Origin of the sequence: Saliphagus sp. LR7, assembly GCF_003344565.1 — an archaeon.
In the GTDB taxonomy this organism is placed as follows: domain Archaea; phylum Halobacteriota; class Halobacteria; order Halobacteriales; family Natrialbaceae; genus Saliphagus; species Saliphagus infecundisoli.
In genome coordinates, this window is record NZ_QPND01000016.1 from 17,180 (window position 1) to 35,594 (window position 18,415).

Genomic DNA, 18,415 nt, shown 5'->3' on the forward strand with positions numbered 1-18,415 from the left:
CAATCGGGGACCGGCCGAACGCGTCTGCGGGCTACTCGGTTAAATCGAACGGAGGCGTGGCGTCCTTGGGCAGGGGAGAGTCGTACGGCTGGCCGTCGGTTTCCCGCTCAAATTCCTCCCACGCCTCGTCTATCGTCGTCGAATCGGTCATCAGGTCGTAGGCCGACCCGGCCAACACCTTCGCGACGAAGTTGACGCTCTTTCGCCCGGGGCCGCCGTACATCGATACTGCTTGCCACGAGTGTCCGGAAACCCCTATCGGTAGAGCGGCGGCTCGAAATTGCCCCGTCGCCGTGTTCCAACTCACGTCCGCGACGTCCGTCGAACCGTAATGCAGTTCCCCCGCACCGCTGTCGGCTTTGACCGGTTCCGAACAGAGCGCCCGTTCCCGCACTTCCGCCCGAATCTCCTCAGGAGCGTCTTCGACCTGACTCTCTATCGTCTTTGCGGGGACTGTCTCTTGGAGTTCGGCGGCGAACGCTCGGTCCTCGTCGGTGTACTCGATCGGGCCGACCGCCTGCATATTTTCCCAGATAACCTCCGTTACCGTCTCGTTGGGGAGGTACTCAGAGATACCCGTCATGAGATTCCGGTCGACCGTCGTCTGGGTCATCTTCGCGGCTCCCTCGGCGACGTCCGTGACCCAACTGCTGATCCGGTCGACCTCGTCTCTGGTCGGTGCTCGGACGTAGTACCAGACCGTCGCCTCGGCTGGAACGACGTTCGGTGCCGTACCGCCCTCGGTGATCGCGTAATGGATTCTGGCCTCGTTGGAAACGTGTTCGCGCATGTTCTCGACGCCCGTGTTCATAAGTTGGACGGCATCGAGGGCACTGCGACCGGATTCAGGTGCACCAGCTGCGTGCGCCGAGATGCCCTCGAACGTGAACTTGACCGAATCCATCGCGAGCGTCGGCCGCCAGTCGGGCTTACTGATCGAGGCCGGATGCCACGCCAGTGCTGCTTCCAGATCGTCGAACACGCCATCCCGTGCCATGAAGGTCTTCCCGTCGGCGTTTTCCTCGGCCGGACATCCGTAGTAGGCTATCGTCCCCTCTAACTCGTCGCGCTCGATAGCGCGCTTGACGGCGACGGCACCACCGAGCGACCCGACGCCGAACAAATTGTGACCACAGCCGTGTCCCGGTTTCCCTTCCTCGACTGGCTCTCGTTCGGTCGTCACTTTCTGCGATAATTCCGGCAGGGCGTCGTACTCCCCCAAGATTCCGATTTTTGGCGACCCCTCACCGTAGGAAGCGACGAACGCCGTTGGCATATCGCTGACACCCGTCCTCACGTCGAACCCTTCCTCTCTGAGCGCCTCGATCAGTATCTGCGAGGATTCATGTTCGTGGAGGCCGAGTTCCGGCGTCTCCCAGATTTGCAGTGCGAGATCCAGCAACCGCTCGCGGTCCTGTTCGACCTGATCGAACAACCAGCTCTTATTCATATATCCATCAGGAGGGTTCTTGGTGGGAATAAAGATTCTGTTTGGTCAGGCCGGCCGAAGACGTGAGTCGGTCGGCGGGTGAGTCGACTGGGACGCTCTCAGCGAGCAAGGATCGAAACGGTGGTCGAGGGCTTTGAAAGTCCCGCCCGGTTCCTCTTGCACTCGATTCGGGCACGTATTCGACCGACCGCGATGGCGTCCACGCTATCGGTCAGTGCAAATCCTCGACCGCGAATCGAACTGGGTTTTCACGCCCTGTCGTCCTCGCCCGCGTCCGAGGTGAATTCCGCGAGTCGCCGCTCCTGATCCCAGTGGGCGCGGCGGTCAACGACGTCCGAGCCCACGATCTCTCGGAGTTCGGCTTCGAACTCGACGCGGAGCGACTCGTACTCGACGTCGGACCCTAAATTCTGCAGTTCGTTCGGGTCCGCTTCGAGGTCGAACAGTTGGTCGGGGTTGTCGGGATACTAGACGTACTTGTACTGGTCCCGTCGGAGCATAAACATCCCGCGACTCGTACCCTATCTCTTACCCAAAGTCTCAGGAGTGTAGTTCGTATCCCTCCGCCCACGGCTGGGCTTCAAGTGGACTAATGAGGATCAGCCGAAGAACAAGTTTCAGGATATCGCTAGGTGACAGGACCATTCGATAGTGTTGTTTTACCACACCAAACATCCTGTGTCGAGAGTTAGCGTGATCCATGCATCAGTCCTTATTTCGAAGAAAGATATTACAACCCTATGATTGTAATTCCAGGTAGTAAATGGCCCGAGGGGCGTTCTCCCTGCCAGACGTGGGATTGGTTATTCGTTTAGTGGTTCTAAACGAATCTGTGGCCGTGGATTGGATCCTATGGATATATGACGAAAGGGTGGCCCAACGACTGGTGCCGATTAAAGATCCTTAACAGGCGTTTTGAAAGGGGAAACAAGGAAATGCGCGGGTCTCATAGGAATCAGCACACTAGTTCGTAGTTTCTTTCATCGCGCGATTCTCCCGAGACACCGTTTTCCTTGCGAGGGCCTCCGACTATCCACGCTGATCCCTATCAGTGGTCGCCATCGGTCGCCTTTCGCCCTCTCAAACCGAACTTCTCTGAATCCATTGAAAAGTAGCGCTGCACTCCCTGACTAATGTCACCGAATACTGTGGATCTCGATTGACAAACGGATACCAAGTTAAATTCTAGTAATATTATTATTGAATAAATGATAGTCCAGTTTCTATTTCGTCAAGAATACTTCCTTGAGCGGGTTCGCGCTCGCTGTCGAGCGAGAACAGGAGGTAGATCACGTTGAAATCCACTACCTGGGAGGGAAAGGTATTTGTTGACGGTCCTAGGTTGTAGTCCATGATGATCCAAAGCTTATCGGTTGGTTGCCGAACGAGCGATCGGTCACGGAACCTCATGTTGGGAGGTAGCCATGGCCGTTGAGACGAAATACGCCGAGTGGCGCCGTGAGAACCCAGTGATCGACATGCATACCCACATCAGTCTCGAGCGTCTCGACGACGCCGTCCAGTTTATGGATGATAACGGGCTCGAGGCGATGGTCGACATCACTGGCCACACCGGCGATCCGTTTCACGGATTGATGGAAGCTCGCGAGGAGTACGATGGGCGGTTTGAGGCCTTCGGCGGATTCGATTTTGAAGACTTCGGAACCGACGGCTGGATCGAGCGCGAGATCGATCGCATGGAGCGATACGTCGAGGCGGGTGCCGTCGGTTTCAAGATTCATAAGGCCCTCGGGCTTGAACACACCGATGAATCCGGCGAGGTGATCCGCGTCGACGACGACCGGCTCGCTCCTCTCTTCGATCGGGCGGCCGAACTGAACACGGTCATCGCCTTCCACATCGCCGACCCCAAGGCCTTCTTCGAACCGCTTACCCCGGACAACGAGCGCTGGGCCGAACTCGAGGAGAACCCCGAGTGGTGGTGGGGTGACCGCGAGGAGTACCCCTACGACTGGTGGCAGCTCATCCGCCAACTCGAACGGGTCATAGAGCGTCATCCAGAAACGACGTTCCTCGGGGTCCACTGGGGCTGTGCAGCCGAGGAGGTCGGGTACGTCGCGGACGTGATGCGGGACAACCCTAACTATCTCCTCGACGTTTCCGCACGACTGTCGGAGATCGGCCGCCACGAGGCGGAGTTCGTCCGGGAAATCTTCCTCGAGTTCGAGGATCGGATCATGTTCGGAACCGATCTCGGTGTCTGGGACCCGATCATGCTGGGAGCCCCCCAGGGCTTCGAGCCGACTCGCGAGGACGTTGAGGAGTTCTACGACGCCCACTGGCAATACTTCGAGACCGACGAGGAGGAGATCGCCCACCCGACGCCGATCCAGGGCGACTGGACGGTCGATGCCATCAATCTCCCACGGGAGGTCCTTTCAAAATTCTATACGGGGAACGCACGTCGGCACTTGGGGATCTGATCAGCGGGGTAGGCGTCCGTCGGCAGAGATCAAGAGACGTCCCGCGAAATACCTATAACACCACGCTGTCTGTGTCCATCGGATGATCGACTGCCACTTCCACGTCTGGACACAGGACGTCTCGACGCCGGAGAAACGCGCCGAACGGGCCGAACAATTCCGTCGGGAGGCCGAAGTCCTCGGGATCGACCGGACAACCCTGATCGGCGAACTCGGCGAGACAGTCGCGGAGTGTCGGGAACACAATCGTGAGATCGCCGCGTTCGTTGAGGAACATCCCGACCTCTTCTACGGTTGGGCACGGGCCCACCCCGGGTGGGGCCAAGAAGGAGTCGAGGAGTTCAGGCGTGCCGTCACGGAGGACGGTCTGGTCGGTTTCAAACACCACTTCAATGGGACCGAGGTCAACATCACTGACCCCGAGTTCTTCCCCTTCGCCGAGGCGGCAATCGAGATGGACGTGCCTATCATCTCTCACGTCATGCAAAACGAGGAGCCCTATCCAACCGAACGGCCGAGCGAGGCAACCTCCGACGACGTAGTCGAACTCGCGACTCGATACCCGGAGCTAAATCTCATCTCCGCACACATCAGTGCCGGCGGGAACTGGGAGTATCGGATCAAGAATATCGCCGACCACGAAAACGTCTTCCTCGACGTCAGCGGAAGTAACTGCGAGGCGGGTCAAATCGAGATGGCCGTCGAGCACCTCGGCACTGACCGAGTTCTCTTCGGAACCGACACCTGGCTCTCGGTCTGTGCAGGAAAGCTCGATGGCGCCGACCTCCCACCCGAGGAGAGAGCCGAGATCGCCTACAACTTCGAGAAACTCCTCCACGATGGGGTCGAGAACCGACTTGAGCCCGACGAAGTCGAAACCCGAACGGAGACCGCCTGCGAGCGATTCGCGTCGATCGACCAACCCCGGGAGGAAACGATCGTGGATGCTCATGCCTATCTCGGACGATGGCCATTTCACCCGATCGACGCGACCCCCGAGAAACTGCTTTCGGTGATGAATCGGAAGGGCATAGACAGGGCGATCGTCTCCTCACTCGGCGCCGTCTTCTATCGAGACCACGAGTTCGGCAACCGCGAACTCGCCGACGATGTCAAGGGTCACGAGGACCGGCTCGTTCCCTTCGCGACAATCAACCCGACGTTCCCCGACTGGGAAGAGGAACTCCGATACTGTATCGAGGAACTCGAGATGCAGGGGGTGCGATTGCTACCAGCCTACCACGACTACGAGATAGACGCCCCCGAGGCGGTCGCGTTGCTCGAGGCGTGTGCCGATCTCGGTGTCCCGGCGATGCTCGTTCCCGCCTTGGAGGACCAGCGCGGTCGCCACCCGCGAGTCACCCTTCGCCACTTCGAGGGGATGGGACAGGCGAAACATTGGCGCGCGAACGAAGGGAAGATCGACGACGTGATCGACCTCTTGCTTGCGGCCCCCGAGACCGACGTCATCGTGGCCGGGGCTTGGTCAGCCGGCGAGCGGATCATCCGAGAGACGACGACCGTCGACCGCCAGGACGTCCGCCTCCACAATAAGGTACGTTCGGGGGAGACGCTGCTTGTCATCGACGACCTGTTCTGTTACTGGACCCAGAACCAGGGCCGGGAGATCGCCGACTCGATCGGGATCGACCACCTCGTCATGGGCCCACAGCTCCCGTTCAAGACGTTCGAGTCTTTCTATAACTACACCGACAACCTGCCCGTCAGCGAAACCGAGAAGGACCGAGTCCGCAGCGGGAACGTGCTTGAGTTGCTTGAGTGACTTTTATCCTCGTCAAAAAAGGTGCATATTAGCATGTTATATCTGTGAGCCGAAAGCCAACTTGCTCAACCCCCCACTTTCAGTCGGTCGAATATTTATATGTGACTCAGTTAGCGCTTATATTAATTCGGACATATTATCATTCAATTGATAAAATGGATTGAGGAGGAATATAGAAATATAAATATAAATATAAATATATACTATTAGCCGAAAAAGCTTAGTATGCTAGCTTCCACGAATAGAGCGACGACCTATGTCATCAGATGTCAATGCAAGAAGCGAAGACGCACCGAACGGTCTCAAAATCACCAAACGCAACTTCATGCAGCTTCTGGGTGCAACCGGAAGCAGTCTCGGTCTGAGTGGAGCGGCCACCGGTAGTGGCATCGTCGAAGCGTTGGATGCTGACGACTCCGGAAAAGTGCAGAATGTGTACGCCGAACACACAAAAGACGATCTCCCGGAGCTCTCCGCGGATCAGACGCCAGCGGTGGGTATCACGGACCAGGGGATCTTCGGCTACGACGCGTCGGCCGGTCAGTGGGAACAATTCACTGACGAACCGGTCCAGAACCTGCGGGAAACCGACGAGGGGTTTGGCAAAGTGGATCGTCCACTCCAGACGACCGGCCCGCGGACCATCCATGTCGCCCCCGACGGCAGCGACGACGCCGCCGGTACTGAGAATGACCCTCTTGCCACGGTACAGGAGGCATTCAACCGAACGCCGGTGTTCATCTACCATGAGTGGACGATTAGTCTTGCCGATGGCGAGTACCTGACCGGAAAGGACAACTTTGCGACACGAACGGGTCTCCACCTCGTGTGGTCGGCCGACAACTTCACTTTGCTCGGTGATCCTGACAACCCCGAAAACGTCACATTAAACGCACTGAACGCCAAATTCTTTGGGAAGCTCGAGGACATTCATTTTGAGGGGATATCAGTTAAGTATTTGACTCAATTCGCTGGACCAGCATTTGTCCGTGACTGTCGCTTCCTCGGGAAGACGTACCGAAGCGGTACGACGTCGGCACTGAGCGGCAAGAACGGCGCGGTTGACGTTGGCCGGTCGCAGGTCGGCAACCGTGAGGACCCGCCAGACTACGCTATCCAGCATAGCCTCTACGACGACTATCTGCTGAAAGCCTGTGAAGTATACTCGAAGAACTATGTAGTGGACAACTCCTACAGCAAGCAAGCGCGCGTCCAAATCGCGGGCAATACCACGTGGGAGACAAGCTACGGTCTGGGAGATCCCGGGTCAGCGACGCTGATGGTCTACGACGAAACTATCTACGTCGGTGGGTTCACCACCGTGGCCGACGACTTCAACGACAACTTGCTGACCGACCGCATCACGATGAATGGAGGCGGGCACGGCGGATATCGACCCGAGTGGTCGGCATCGGAGTCGGTGCACGCTAGAAACGGCGAACTTGTCCTACCGGCAGATTCAGACGCGAAGGCGGCCGTCCCGTCGCCGGTCGGTGTCGGGACGTGGGCGTTCGACGTCAAGATTGGGACGGAGTCCGAGGGTCGGGGACCGCCGGACCACGCTCAGTCCGACGGAAACGACGATAACCCGTCGTCTGGTAGCGCTTTCGTCTACTTCCAATATACCGGGGACGGTGAGGACTACTACCGACTCCGTCTCACTCATGACGGAGAACTCGTCATTGAGAAAAGTGAGTCCGGTTCCTCGCCCACACCCGTCGCCTCGGGGTCATGGTCCGGTGACTGGGACAAGCACAGGATCGTCATCGAACGCACAAAGGACGGTTCGTCGACGGTGAGCGTCGACGGAACTGAGGTGGTAACTGGCTCTGACTCGTTCCAACCCATGGTCAGCGACGAACACGTCGTGCAGTTTGAGAACGGACTAAACGCACAGTTCCGAGTGGACAACCTCAGGATCGAACAGGACTAATACCGCTAAACGGTCGCTACGGAGTCAAAGAGGACAAGGGCACCGTATCAACGATGCGCGACACGAATGATTCTGCTGGATGTGTTTGGGCGGGATCGGTCGCAACGGATCTGTTGCAGCAGGTCCGCTCGCGTGACGGCGTTACTGACTCAGGTTTGAACGAGGAGTAACGTTATTTCGGTCGAGCGTGTTGGTCCCGCCGGTATGACGACAGGCGTTTCCATCCACGACCCGGATCGGGCCTACGAGGGGTATACACTCTTCAACGAGACCTACCAGTTCCCAGAGGATGCCCCCGACGGAAAGGGGAAGATCTACCTCGTCGATATGGATGGCGAAGTCGCCCACCGTTGGGAGGTCGAGACGGCCGTCCAGTCTCATTGTCATCTGCTTCCAAACGGGAACCTCCTCTACCCGACGCGGGATCGGTCGGACATCGCGGAGGCCGGGCTCCGCGAACTCGATCCCGGGAGCAACGTCGTCTGGTCGTATCACTGCCGGATCGACCACGACTTCCAGGTCATGGAGAACGACCACCTCCTCGTGCACACGATCACCGACACCATGGTGCCCGAACTGGGACCCGAACTCAAGCGAAACCCCTACTTGGTCGAGATAGATCGGGATAAAGAGCTCCACTGGGAGTGGTTCGGCGAGGACCACGTCGGCGAACTCCGTGAACTCCTGTCCGCCGAGGACTGGGCGTTCGTCGAGGACCGCATCGAGAACGAGTACTCGTTCGACTGGGCGCACAACAACACGGCCCAGATCATCCCGCCTAACGAGACCGCCGAGGCCGAACGCGAGGTAGGTGGTCCGGTCCGTTTCAGACCCGACAATATCGTCTTCTCCTACCGGAGCCTGGACGTGATCGGGGTCATCGACTACCCCAGCGGCGAGATCGTCTGGGCATGGGGGCCGAGCGAACTCGACGGCCAACATCTTCCCCACGTGCTTGAGAACGGCAACCTGTTGATCTTCGACAACGGCGACGTTCGGGGCTGGTCTCGGGTGATCGAGTTCGACCCGCTTGCCGAGGAGATCGTATGGGAGTACACCGGCGATCCCAGAGAGGAGTTCTACTCGCCGTTCATCTCCGGCGCCAGACGACTCCCGAACGGGAACACGCTCGTTTGCGAGGGGATGAAGAAACGCCTCTTCGAGGTCGCGCCCGACGGCGAGGTCGTCTGGGAGTTCACGAGCCTGTTCGGCGAACCCGGATCGGTGGGGAACGTCTATCGGTGCCGGCGCTACTCGCCTGCGTACGTCGAGCCGTTGCTCGACGCGAGTTGAGTCGGCTGGATCGGGCGAGGTCGGCCTCGGGCCGGACCCCCCGACCGTTCCGACCCGGGTTATCCGTCGCTCCGGCGACCGCCGACGCGTTCGGCGAGCGCCGTCGCTGTCGAGAGGATCCGGCCTTCGGTCGTCGGCGCGTACAGCCCGTCCTCGAACGACTGCCAGGATTCGTACCCTCCTTCGGCGAGCACCCGTCTCGTCGGGAGATAACCCGTGTTGTTGGCGTAGGCGGCGACCCACAGGGGTGCGGCGAATCGGTCTTTCAACTCGAGGGCAAACTGGGCGAGTACCTCGCCCGACAGCGAGAGGAGCGTGAGGTCGGTGCCGAAGCCGATCGCCTGGATCGGGTACGGCCGGTGGCCGGTCACCTCGCGACCGATCTCCCGACCGTTTTCCTCGAGAGGCGTCTCGATGTCGAGACCGACCTCGTCGGCAGAAAGCCGGAGCGGGCCCCTGACCGGCCGCGATTCGGTCACAAGTGCGCGTTCGACCGCCGTCACGACGGTGTCGGCGTGGCCACGGACGAGTTCCCTGGACCCCTGGGGGTAAGCTTTCTGATCGCCGGCGCAGCCGATGACGAAGAGCGCGGTCGCGTCGGGGTACCGCTCCTCGAGTTCGGCCATGGCGTACCCTGGCCAGTCGCCGTTAACCTCGTTGCTGTGGGCCATTCCAACCGTCGGGTGGCAGGCGTAGCCGAAGAGGATCGCCTTCGTCGTTCCGTCCACGGTTTCGGCGGTCAACACCGGCAGGTCGTGATCGACCGGCCCGTCCGGCCGCGGGTCGAATGCGATCCCCTCCTCGGTCGGCCGGCGGCGGTTCAGGGCGATCGCACACTGCGCGTGGGTGTACGACAACCCAGCCGGCTCAAGGTCGGACAGGGCCTCGCCGATCACCTCGACCAGTGTCTCGTCGACCCGGTCGCGATAGGACGCCACAAGCGTCTCGTCGCGGTCGTAGTCGGCCTCGAGACCCTCCTCGTGGAGGTCGTAGTCGGGGCCGTAGTGGGTGTGGCTCGGGGTGATGAACAGCGCCTCAGGCTCGAGGTCGAAGCGTTCGGTACACTCCCGTTCGAGGAACGCCCGCTGGGTCTCGAAGACGAACAGGAGTTCGTATGAGAGGGCGACGAGACGGCGTCCGGTCCGATCCTCGACGGCGACCGCCCGCGCGTGGATATCGTGTTCGACGCCCTCCATCGGTCCGTCCCGTGCCGCGAAGCCGACGAGGTGGTGGGGATCGTTAGGATCGGGCGTGATGTCAGCTGTCGCCGTCCCGACCCGCCACTCCTGGGCTGTGTCCCGGTCTGGTGTCATCGGTCGGTATCGGGTCGGACACCTCTAATAGATATCCGTTCCCCCCGAATCGGGGCGAGCGTTCAGTCGTTCTCCCGTCTTCGTTCCCCAAAACAACGCCACGGACGTTGCTTCCGAGCTGATGCCTTCAGTCGTGTTCGCCGGTCGTCTCTCGGAGCGTCGCCCCAACTGGTTCGCCCTCGAGCCGAGAGAGGACGTCGCCGGCCTCGCGTGCCTCGGCGAGGATCTCCAGGCACTCGCGATAGACCGCGAGCATAGTCTCGACATCGTCGTCTGTGTGGCTGTAAGAGGGCATGTGCCCGCCTGTAAAGAGTACGCCCCGTCTGTGGGCCTCTTGCATGACAAGGCTCTTTGCGAGTTGGCCCCCCGAGAACTCCGCGTTAGCATCGAGAACGGTCACGTCCTCGTCCTCGAACCCGATCATGAACCGAGGGGCATAGCCGTGAGCACCGGTCAGGTCATCTACACCAATCTCGCGTGCGATCTCGTTGTAGCCGTCCCGCAGACGCTCGCCCTGTCGGAACACATGCTCGTGAACATCTTCCTCGCGCTGGACCGTGATACAGGCTTTCGCGGCAGCTAGAGGAACCGCGTCGCCGGCGTAGGTCATCGAGTAGAAGAAGTCATCGTCGGCAATTGTCTCCATGTACTCGCGCTGGCCAGCGAGAGCCGCGATCGAGTAACCGTTAGCCATCCCCTTAGCGAAACAGGCTAGATCCGGTGTTACCCCGAAATACTCCTGGGCCCCGCCGAGAGCGAACCGAAAGCCTGTCAGCACCTCGTCGAACACCAAGAGTGCGTCCTCCCGGTCAGCGATCTCGCGGAGGCCCTCAAGGAAGTCGTCTTCGGGTTCCGCCAGGTTGACCGCGGTCGTCACAATCGCCGCGACGTCACCGGAGTGTGATGCAAAGATCTCCTCGACTCGGTCCAAGTCGTTGTAGTCGAAGCTCTCGGTATGCTGGCCTACGGTATCGGGAATACCGGCCGTGAAGGGGGTCTCGCACATCCAAACGTCCGGCCAGCCATGGTAGCCCTGGGTGGCGATCACGTTCCGGCCCGTGTGGGCACGGGCGACCTTCGCCGCGAGCGTCGTGGCGTCGTTGCCGCTCTTGGCGAATCGGACCATCTCTGCACAAGGGACCGAATCGGCGACGAGTTCAGCGACCTCGACGTGCAACGGGTGGTCCATGGTAAACATGGTTCCTTCTTCGACCTGTTCTTTGACTGTGTCGACGACTTCGGGGTAGTTGTGGCCGAGCAGGATGGGGCCCAGCGCAGCGTTGCACTCTATGTACTCGTTGCCGTCGGCATCCCAGACGTGGCTTCCCTCCCCCCGTTCAATGTGAGTCGGCGAAATCCCTTGGACGAACTTGTTCGGGCTCTTGGAGCCGGTCTGTGCCGCATCTGGGATCAGATCCGTCGCGCGCTCAGTCAGTTCCTGTGATCGACCGATCGACCGATCGCTCGACACCGGTGGCGAACCGCGGGACATTATCCGGAATCTTACTGCCGTCGGTGATAAGCCCTTCGCTAACTCTCCACATTCGTCTCCGGAAGGTCACATCTGGAGCCACGTATCCTGGCGGTTGGCCTGAACAGTTATACGGTCGTCGTCCGATTCCTGACTATGATCGGAGGCATCAACCGCGGCGCCGCGATCGTTTGGGGATGCCGGGATGAGAAGACGAATCCAGTCGGGGTTGCCTAATGGTCACCCATGAAGCCCAGGTCCGGGCAGGAGCAGCCACCGAGGACGTCACTCCAGGGAAGGCCGTCGTGATGAGCGGATATGGCGCCCGTGAGGGTCCTTCGACTGGAATCCACGACCCGCTTTCGGTGACGGCACTCGTCCTCGCCGACGGAGCGGTCACGGTCGCGGTCATCTCCATCGACGTGCTGAATGTCTCCCGTGAGTTCACCAGCGAGGTTGAGAGCGCACTCATGGACGAGGGAATCGATCTCGATTGTCTCCTCCCGGTCGCGACCCACACTCATGCCGGACCGTACGTTCCCGCGCGGGCGCTCGATGTCTCACCACCACTACGGACCGACCACGACGTCTCCGAAACCGTTGCTCGACTCCAGTCGAAGGTCGTCCGCGCGGTCGAAACCGCATACGGCCGCCTCGAGCCTGCGACGATTCGACTCGGGACCGCCATCGAGGCAGAGGTTCCGGAGAACCGGCGGGCAGCGGGCGGGGTCAGCGGCCACGTTCGGATGCCGAGCGGAGAGACAGACCCCGAAGTGACGGTCGCGCTCGTCGAGACCGATTCTGGGACCGAGACGGTAGTCTACAACTTCGCCTGCCACCCCGTCTGTACGACCGCCGAGGAGACGCTGCTGTCGGCCGACTGGCCCGGATTCGCCCGGGATCGGATCCGTGCCGAGCGGGACGCCCACGTTCTGTTCGTCAACGGCGCTGCCGGCGACATCAACCCCCACGGATCCGGCGACCGGCGCGGAGACCTTGGCGTCTACGAGTACATGGAGCGAGTCGGGCACCGCGTCGGCGACGCCGTCTGTCGGGCCGTCGCGGACGCGGAATCCGCCGACCGGACAGTCGAGCGCGCGCCCCTCTGTATCGAACGTGCCGACCTCGCACTCCCGGTAAAATCGACGCCACCGGCCGGACTGATCCGCGATCGGATCGCCGAGCTCGAGACGACCCACGAGGATCTCGACCGGGCGGGCGAAGAGGCTGGGTACGCGAACGTCAGCGCGGACCTCCAGTACGCGAGGGAACTGCTTGCGATTGCCGAGTGGGACGCCCACCGACTGCCTGCCCGGCTCACGTACGTCGAGATAGGTGACCTGGGAATTCTGGGAATGCCGGGGGAGATCCTCGTCGCCCATGGCCTGGCGTTCAAACGGGAGGCCGAAGTCGGGACGCTGATGCCCGTCGGATACGCCGGCGGGTACGTCGGCTACTTGCCAACGCTCTCGGACCTTGAACGGGTCGGTTACGAGGTCCGGACGATGAAGGTCGCCCCCGAAGCGATCGTTGAGTTCCGGGAGGCCGCCCTCGGGCTCGTATCCGGTGACTCGCGAGGGTCGGAACGGCACGTCAGTCGATAGGAGGCTCGACAGGGAGTCCTCGACTGGGCGATTGATCTAGGACCCAGGGAGGAGGTCGATGAATCCCACGGAGTCTCACAACCCTCGATACAAGTACAGCTATGGTCCCGGACCGAGACGATTCGGACCAGACAATGCCTACCGACGCCAACCAAACGGTCGTCTTCAGTGACGTCGCAACGGTTACAGTCGAGGACCGACCGATCCCAGACCCGGGGACTGAACAGGTGCTGATTCGTTCTGATCGGACCCTCGTGAGCACTGGGACGGAGCTTACCGTCCTCTCGGGGGACGTCCCCGCCGGGTCGACCTGGGACGACCACATTGAGTATCCGTTCACTCCCGGCTACAACAACGTCGGGACGGTCGTCAAGGCTGGTGAAGACGTCGAGGGGATCACCGAGGGACAGCGGGTCGCCACCTACGGCTCCCATGCCGAATACGTCAGCGCCGACGCAGATGCGTGTCGGCCCATTCCCGAGGGGGTGAGCGACGATGCCGCCGTCTTCTTCACGATCGCCGAGATCGTCATGAACGGCATCCGTCGCGGCGAGGCGACGTGGGGCGAACACGCCGTCGTCTACGGACTCGGCCTGCTCGGACAGCTCGCAGTCCGAATCAGTCAGGCGGCCGGGGCCCGCCCCGTGGTTGGCTTCGACGTGGCCGACTCGCGCCTCGAATATCTCCCCGACGACCCGGGCGTTGTCGGAGCAAACCCCATCGAGGACGACGCCACGACCGTGGTCCGGGATGCCTCCGGTGGCCGTCTCGCCGACGTCGTCTTCGAGCTGACCGGTAACCCCGACGTCATCGCCGACGAGTTCGATGTCCTCCGAGATCAAGGTCGGTTCGTTGTCCTGAGCAGTCCACGAGGGGAGACTGCTTTTGACTTCCACGACCACTGTAATTCGCCGAGCTACACGATTATCGGCGCTCACAACTCCTCTCATCCCTCCGTTGCCACGCCGAGAAACCCCTGGACCCAACACCGACACGCCGAACTGTTCTTCGAGTACCTTGCCGACGACACGTTCGGGGTCGAATCACTGATCAGCCACCGCGAACCCGTTTCCGAGGCTCCACGGCTCTACGATACGTTGCTCGCTGACCGGACCGACGCGATGGGCGTCGTCCTCGAGTGGTAGGCCATCCCGAATGGGGCGAACCGGAACCCAGAGCTCATCGGTTGGAATTTACTCGATGGCGCCGGCGTTCTCCTGGATCTTCCGAATCGCCGCGGCCACGGACCGAATCCCCGGCTCCTCGGCGAGTAACAGCCGGTGACTGTAGGTGACGTTCGTCTCACAGACTTCCTCGGCGCCGGGGAGGTGGTGGTTTGGGTAGTCCGGAAGATCGGTTCCCGGTGGGAGGAGCCGACCGACCTCGGTGCGGAAAAAGGCTGGCTGGCGGTAGAGGGGCATCTCGTAGCCATCGCTGACGGGGACGCCCTCGGCCCGCAGCGCCTCGAGAAAGCGGTCCCGGGAGAGTCCGTCGAACGCCCTCGCATCGTACCGAAAGTTCTCGACGCAATAGCCCCGGGACGTGATCCGGTCATCACGTGGTTTCGTGTGGATCCCCTCAATCGACCTCAGCTCCTCTACGAGCAGTTCCTCGTTTCGCTCGCGCCGACGGTTCTCCTCGTCGAGTTTCTCGAGTTGGCCGAATGCGAGCGCGGCACTCATCTCCGAGAGTCGACAGTTCGAGGCGAGATGATAGAAGTAGTATCCCGTCTCACTCCGGCGCCGGCCGATGTTCGCCATCGTGCGCGCCCGGTCCGCGAGTACGGGGTCGTCAGTGGTAACGATCCCACCCTCGCCGCTTGGGAGAGACTTGGTTTCCTGAAAAGAGAAAGTACCGAAGTCTCCGAAGGTGCCGACTTTCTCGCCACGCCACGCCGAGCCCTGGGCGTGGGCTGCGTCTTCAATCAGGAACAGGTCTTCGTCCTCGATAATCGGGAGAAGCCGGTCCATGTCCATCGGATACCCCGCGAAGTGGACGCCGACGACCCCGACAGTCCGGTCGGTGATGATCTCCTCCAGGTGGTCAAAGTCGATGTTGTACGTCTCCGGATCGGTATCGACGAAACGGGGGATAGCGCCTACCGCAGGGACGGCGCCCGCGCTCGCGATGAACGAGTAGGAGGGAACGATCACCTCATCGCCAGGTTCAACGCCGACCGCCCGGAGCGCAAGTTCGATCGCGACTGTCCCGTTGGCGACCGCGATGGCGTGCTCGGCGTCGTGGTAGTCGGCGAACGCCGTCTCGAGGCGGTCACAGAACCCGTCGCCGTCGGTGGTCGTCCGACACCAGCGTCCGGATTCGAGGGACTCCTCGACGTACTGCCGGCTGGCGTCAGTCAGTCGCGGCCACTCGGGAACGGTCAAGTTGGCGGCGGCTTTGGATCCGCCGTGGATGGCTAGCTCCGACATAGGTCGTGGTCACTGATCCGAATAGTATTATAGCTACGTCTTCCCAGGGTATCTTTATGCGTCATGTCTCCGATTGCAATCGTCGATAACGTGTTGGGTTCCAGGTGTGTTCCCGATGGCGGATCATTCGGAATATCGACCCCCACTCGGGCGCGGCAACCCCAAAGGGCTGCCATCAACGCCAGATCTATATCCCGTGGCACGAGCAGCCGAATCGTAGCATGCGAATCCTGTACATCGACGTCGACTCCCTGCGGCCAGACCACCTCGGCTGCTACGGCTACCACCGAGACACCTCCCCGAACATCGACGCACTGGCCGCCGACGGCCGCCGGTTCACAAATTACTACGCCTCCGACGCGCCGTGTGGTCCCTCCCGGACCGCGCTGTTTCTCAGTCGGTTTGGAATCCACACCGGCGTAATCAATCACGGCGGAATCAACGCCGATCCTCGCCGCTACGGCCACGGACGCGGGTTCAGCTACCCTGAAAAGTTCCGATCATGGATGAGCGTTCTCGTCAAGCACGGCATCCACACGACCTCCGTGAGCCCGTTCGCCTCCCGCCACGACACCTGGCAGGTCCTTGAGGGCATTACCGAGTTCCACGACCCACGGGATAGCCACGCCCACGCCCAGGAGCTGTACCCCTACGCCAAGGAGTGGCTCGCAGACAACGCCGCCGACGACGACTGGTTCCTCCACGTCAACTTCTGGGATCCCCACACCGAGTACAATACTCCCCTCGAATATGGCAACCCCTTCGAGGATGACCCTGCCCCGGAATGGCCCGACCAAGAGACCATCGAGGCCCACTACCAGAGCTACGGTCCCCACAGCGCGTTTAATCCCGAGAGCGCGAGCATTGACTGGAGTGGATCGTGGAACTTAGAACGGATGCCCGAGGAGATCGCGGATCGCGAAGACTTCAAACAGTGGGTCGACGGCTACGACACTGGCATCCGCTTCATGGACGACCACGTCGGGAAGATCTGTGATTTGCTGCGCGAGCAGGGCGTGTTTGAGGAGACGCTGATAATCGTCTCGGCCGACCACGGCGAGGCCCTCGGCGAGTTCAATGTCTACGGCGATCACCACGCCGCCGATCAGGCGACCTGTCGAGTCCCGCTAATCATCTCGGGTCCAGCGGTCGAATCGGGCGTCGACGACGATCTCCACTACCAGATCGACCTCGCACCGACCGTGACCGACCTCGCTGGGGTGGAGTCTCCTGCCGGCTGGGATGGGCAGTCGTTCGCACCCTCGGTAGCCGACGGCGAGTCCGCAGGCCGGGACTCCCTGGTGGTCAGCCAGGGCGCCTGGGCGTGTCAGCGCGCCGCGCGGTGGGACGATTGGCTGCTCATTCGCACCTACCACGACGGCGGCAAACCCGCGTTCGACGACGTGATGCTATTTAATGTCGCTGAGGACCCCCACCAGACGACGGACCGCTCAAGCGACCGTCCCGAGGTGACAGAGCGAGGCCTCTCGATCCTTCAGCAATGGCACGACGACCGCATGCTAGAGGCCGCCCGCGGCAAGAACGGGGGCAACCCCGAGACGCCCGACGGCATCGTCGATCCGATGTGGGAAACTCTCCGCGAGGGCGGCCCGCTGCACGCTCGGGAGTCACTCGGCGCCTACGCCGAATACCTCCGCGGCGAGGGCCGTGAGACCCAAGCCGACGAGATCGAGACGAAGTACGGTCTTGAGGACTGAACGGGTCCCGACGACCGCGCTCCGATCAAACGCCGTCGCGAAGGTCGGCGAACGCCTCGCTACCGTGGGCCAGCGACGCGCGGCCGTCGTCAGTCCGTCCGTTCTCACAGACGAGCCACTCGGCACCATTTCTCACGGCCGCCTCCGCACACGCCTCGGCGTCCACGACGCCTTTGCCGACGTCGGCGTGTAGGCCGTCGTCGTCTCCTGGCACCGTGTCGGTTAGGTGGACGACGGGGGCGTCCTCGCCAACGACCGCGAGCAATTCGAGGGGATCGTAGTCCGCGTGGGCCGCGAGGCCAACGTCGGGTTCGAACCCAAACCGACCGTCGGCGAACTCGACGAACCGCTCAAAGGCAACCGAGCCCTCGACCTCGACGAACTCGAAGGTATGGTTGTGATAGAGGAGGTCGACGTCGTGCTCGGCGAGGTCGGCGGCGAGACCCGCGATCCGGTCGGCGGCCTCCTCAATCCCGTTGACAGTGCTGAACGCCTCGCCGTCGTAGGAGGGAATGACGAGCGTCGAACAGCCCACCCTCTCGCAGGTCGAGACGACCTCGTCGAACGACGACTCAAGGCGGTCGATGCCGACATGTGCGCCTGCGACCGAAAGTCCGGCCTCTGCCAGCGTCTCTCGCGTTCGGTCGGCGGTCCCAGGATCCGCGAGGTCATCGAAGTGGGCGTCGTAGAACTCGACGCCGTCGAACGCGGTGCCGCCAACCCGACCGATGATGTCGGGAAGGGAGCAGCCGACGTCTCTGAGCGTGAACAACTGGATCGCGGTGCGTACCATATCTCACGGGAACCGAGCCGGGATAAAGTACTTTTGCTCGAGCACGGGGGGTGTGTCTCATCAACTGGTGGGCGATATGTTCTCGGCTGAGATATTTCTGTAGCGAACTCTCTGACGGCTACGATTCATCAGTGAACCAATCGAACAATGGATTTCCACCAGTTGATGAGACGCCACCAGCACA

General features: G+C 61.3%; 12 protein-coding genes. 7 read left to right on the forward strand and 5 right to left on the reverse strand.

Annotation, left to right across the window (positions count from 1 at the left end):
* Positions 1-31: 31 nt before the first annotated feature.
* Entirely contained in the window at positions 32-1,450 is a 1,419-nt protein-coding gene (locus tag DVH23_RS17560; RefSeq protein WP_114578722.1) for an amidohydrolase, read from the reverse strand.
* A gap of 1,424 nt (positions 1,451-2,874) precedes the next feature.
* Between DVH23_RS17560 and DVH23_RS17570 the strand changes: the two genes are divergently transcribed.
* From DVH23_RS17570 to DVH23_RS17585, 4 genes are all read left to right on the forward strand, one after another.
* Positions 2,875-3,894, forward strand: a complete 1,020-nt coding sequence (locus DVH23_RS17570; protein ID WP_114578724.1) for an amidohydrolase family protein — start codon at positions 2,875-2,877, stop codon at positions 3,892-3,894.
* 82 nt (positions 3,895-3,976) lie between these two features.
* The gene (locus DVH23_RS17575) at positions 3,977-5,677 is read left to right on the forward strand and encodes an amidohydrolase family protein (RefSeq protein WP_114578725.1); all 1,701 of its coding nucleotides are present in this window, start codon (positions 3,977-3,979) and stop codon (positions 5,675-5,677) included.
* Positions 5,678-5,933: 256 nt separating this feature from the next.
* Positions 5,934-7,610, forward strand: coding sequence for a hypothetical protein (locus tag DVH23_RS17580; protein WP_157972476.1), 1,677 nt, complete (start codon positions 5,934-5,936; stop codon positions 7,608-7,610).
* 204 nt (positions 7,611-7,814) lie between these two features.
* Positions 7,815-8,903, forward strand: coding sequence for an aryl-sulfate sulfotransferase (locus DVH23_RS17585; RefSeq protein ID WP_114578727.1), 1,089 nt, complete (start codon positions 7,815-7,817; stop codon positions 8,901-8,903).
* 59 nt (positions 8,904-8,962) lie between these two features.
* On the opposite strand, the gene DVH23_RS17590 is transcribed toward DVH23_RS17585, so the two are convergent.
* The gene (locus DVH23_RS17590; protein WP_114578728.1) at positions 8,963-10,216 is read right to left on the reverse strand and encodes a neutral/alkaline non-lysosomal ceramidase N-terminal domain-containing protein; all 1,254 of its coding nucleotides are present in this window, start codon (positions 10,214-10,216) and stop codon (positions 8,963-8,965) included.
* A gap of 127 nt (positions 10,217-10,343) precedes the next feature.
* Complete coding sequence (locus tag DVH23_RS17595) at positions 10,344-11,708, reverse strand: aspartate aminotransferase family protein (RefSeq protein ID WP_114578729.1); 1,365 nt, start codon at positions 11,706-11,708, stop codon at positions 10,344-10,346.
* 215 nt (positions 11,709-11,923) lie between these two features.
* Between DVH23_RS17595 and DVH23_RS17600 the strand changes: the two genes are divergently transcribed.
* Both DVH23_RS17600 and DVH23_RS17605 read left to right on the forward strand, forming a co-directional pair.
* Positions 11,924-13,291 (forward strand): neutral/alkaline non-lysosomal ceramidase N-terminal domain-containing protein, encoded by a 1,368-nt coding sequence (locus DVH23_RS17600; RefSeq protein WP_114578730.1) that lies wholly within the window; start codon positions 11,924-11,926, stop codon positions 13,289-13,291.
* Positions 13,292-13,425: 134 nt separating this feature from the next.
* Positions 13,426-14,436: a zinc-binding alcohol dehydrogenase gene (locus DVH23_RS17605; RefSeq protein ID WP_198667985.1), complete on the forward strand. Its 1,011-nt coding sequence runs from the start codon at positions 13,426-13,428 to the stop codon at positions 14,434-14,436.
* A gap of 48 nt (positions 14,437-14,484) precedes the next feature.
* Here DVH23_RS17605 and DVH23_RS17610 read toward each other — a convergent pair whose 3' ends face one another.
* Complete coding sequence (locus tag DVH23_RS17610; protein WP_114578732.1) at positions 14,485-15,720, reverse strand: DegT/DnrJ/EryC1/StrS aminotransferase family protein; 1,236 nt, start codon at positions 15,718-15,720, stop codon at positions 14,485-14,487.
* Positions 15,721-15,941: 221 nt separating this feature from the next.
* On the opposite strand from DVH23_RS17610, the gene DVH23_RS17615 reads away from it, so the two are divergent.
* A complete protein-coding gene (locus tag DVH23_RS17615) occupies positions 15,942-17,438 on the forward strand; it encodes a sulfatase (RefSeq protein WP_114578733.1) in 1,497 nt (498 codons plus the stop codon).
* Positions 17,439-17,463: 25 nt separating this feature from the next.
* On the opposite strand, the gene DVH23_RS17620 is transcribed toward DVH23_RS17615, so the two are convergent.
* Positions 17,464-18,231, reverse strand: coding sequence for a sugar phosphate isomerase/epimerase (locus tag DVH23_RS17620; protein ID WP_114578734.1), 768 nt, complete (start codon positions 18,229-18,231; stop codon positions 17,464-17,466).
* Positions 18,232-18,415: the final 184 nt, after the last annotated feature.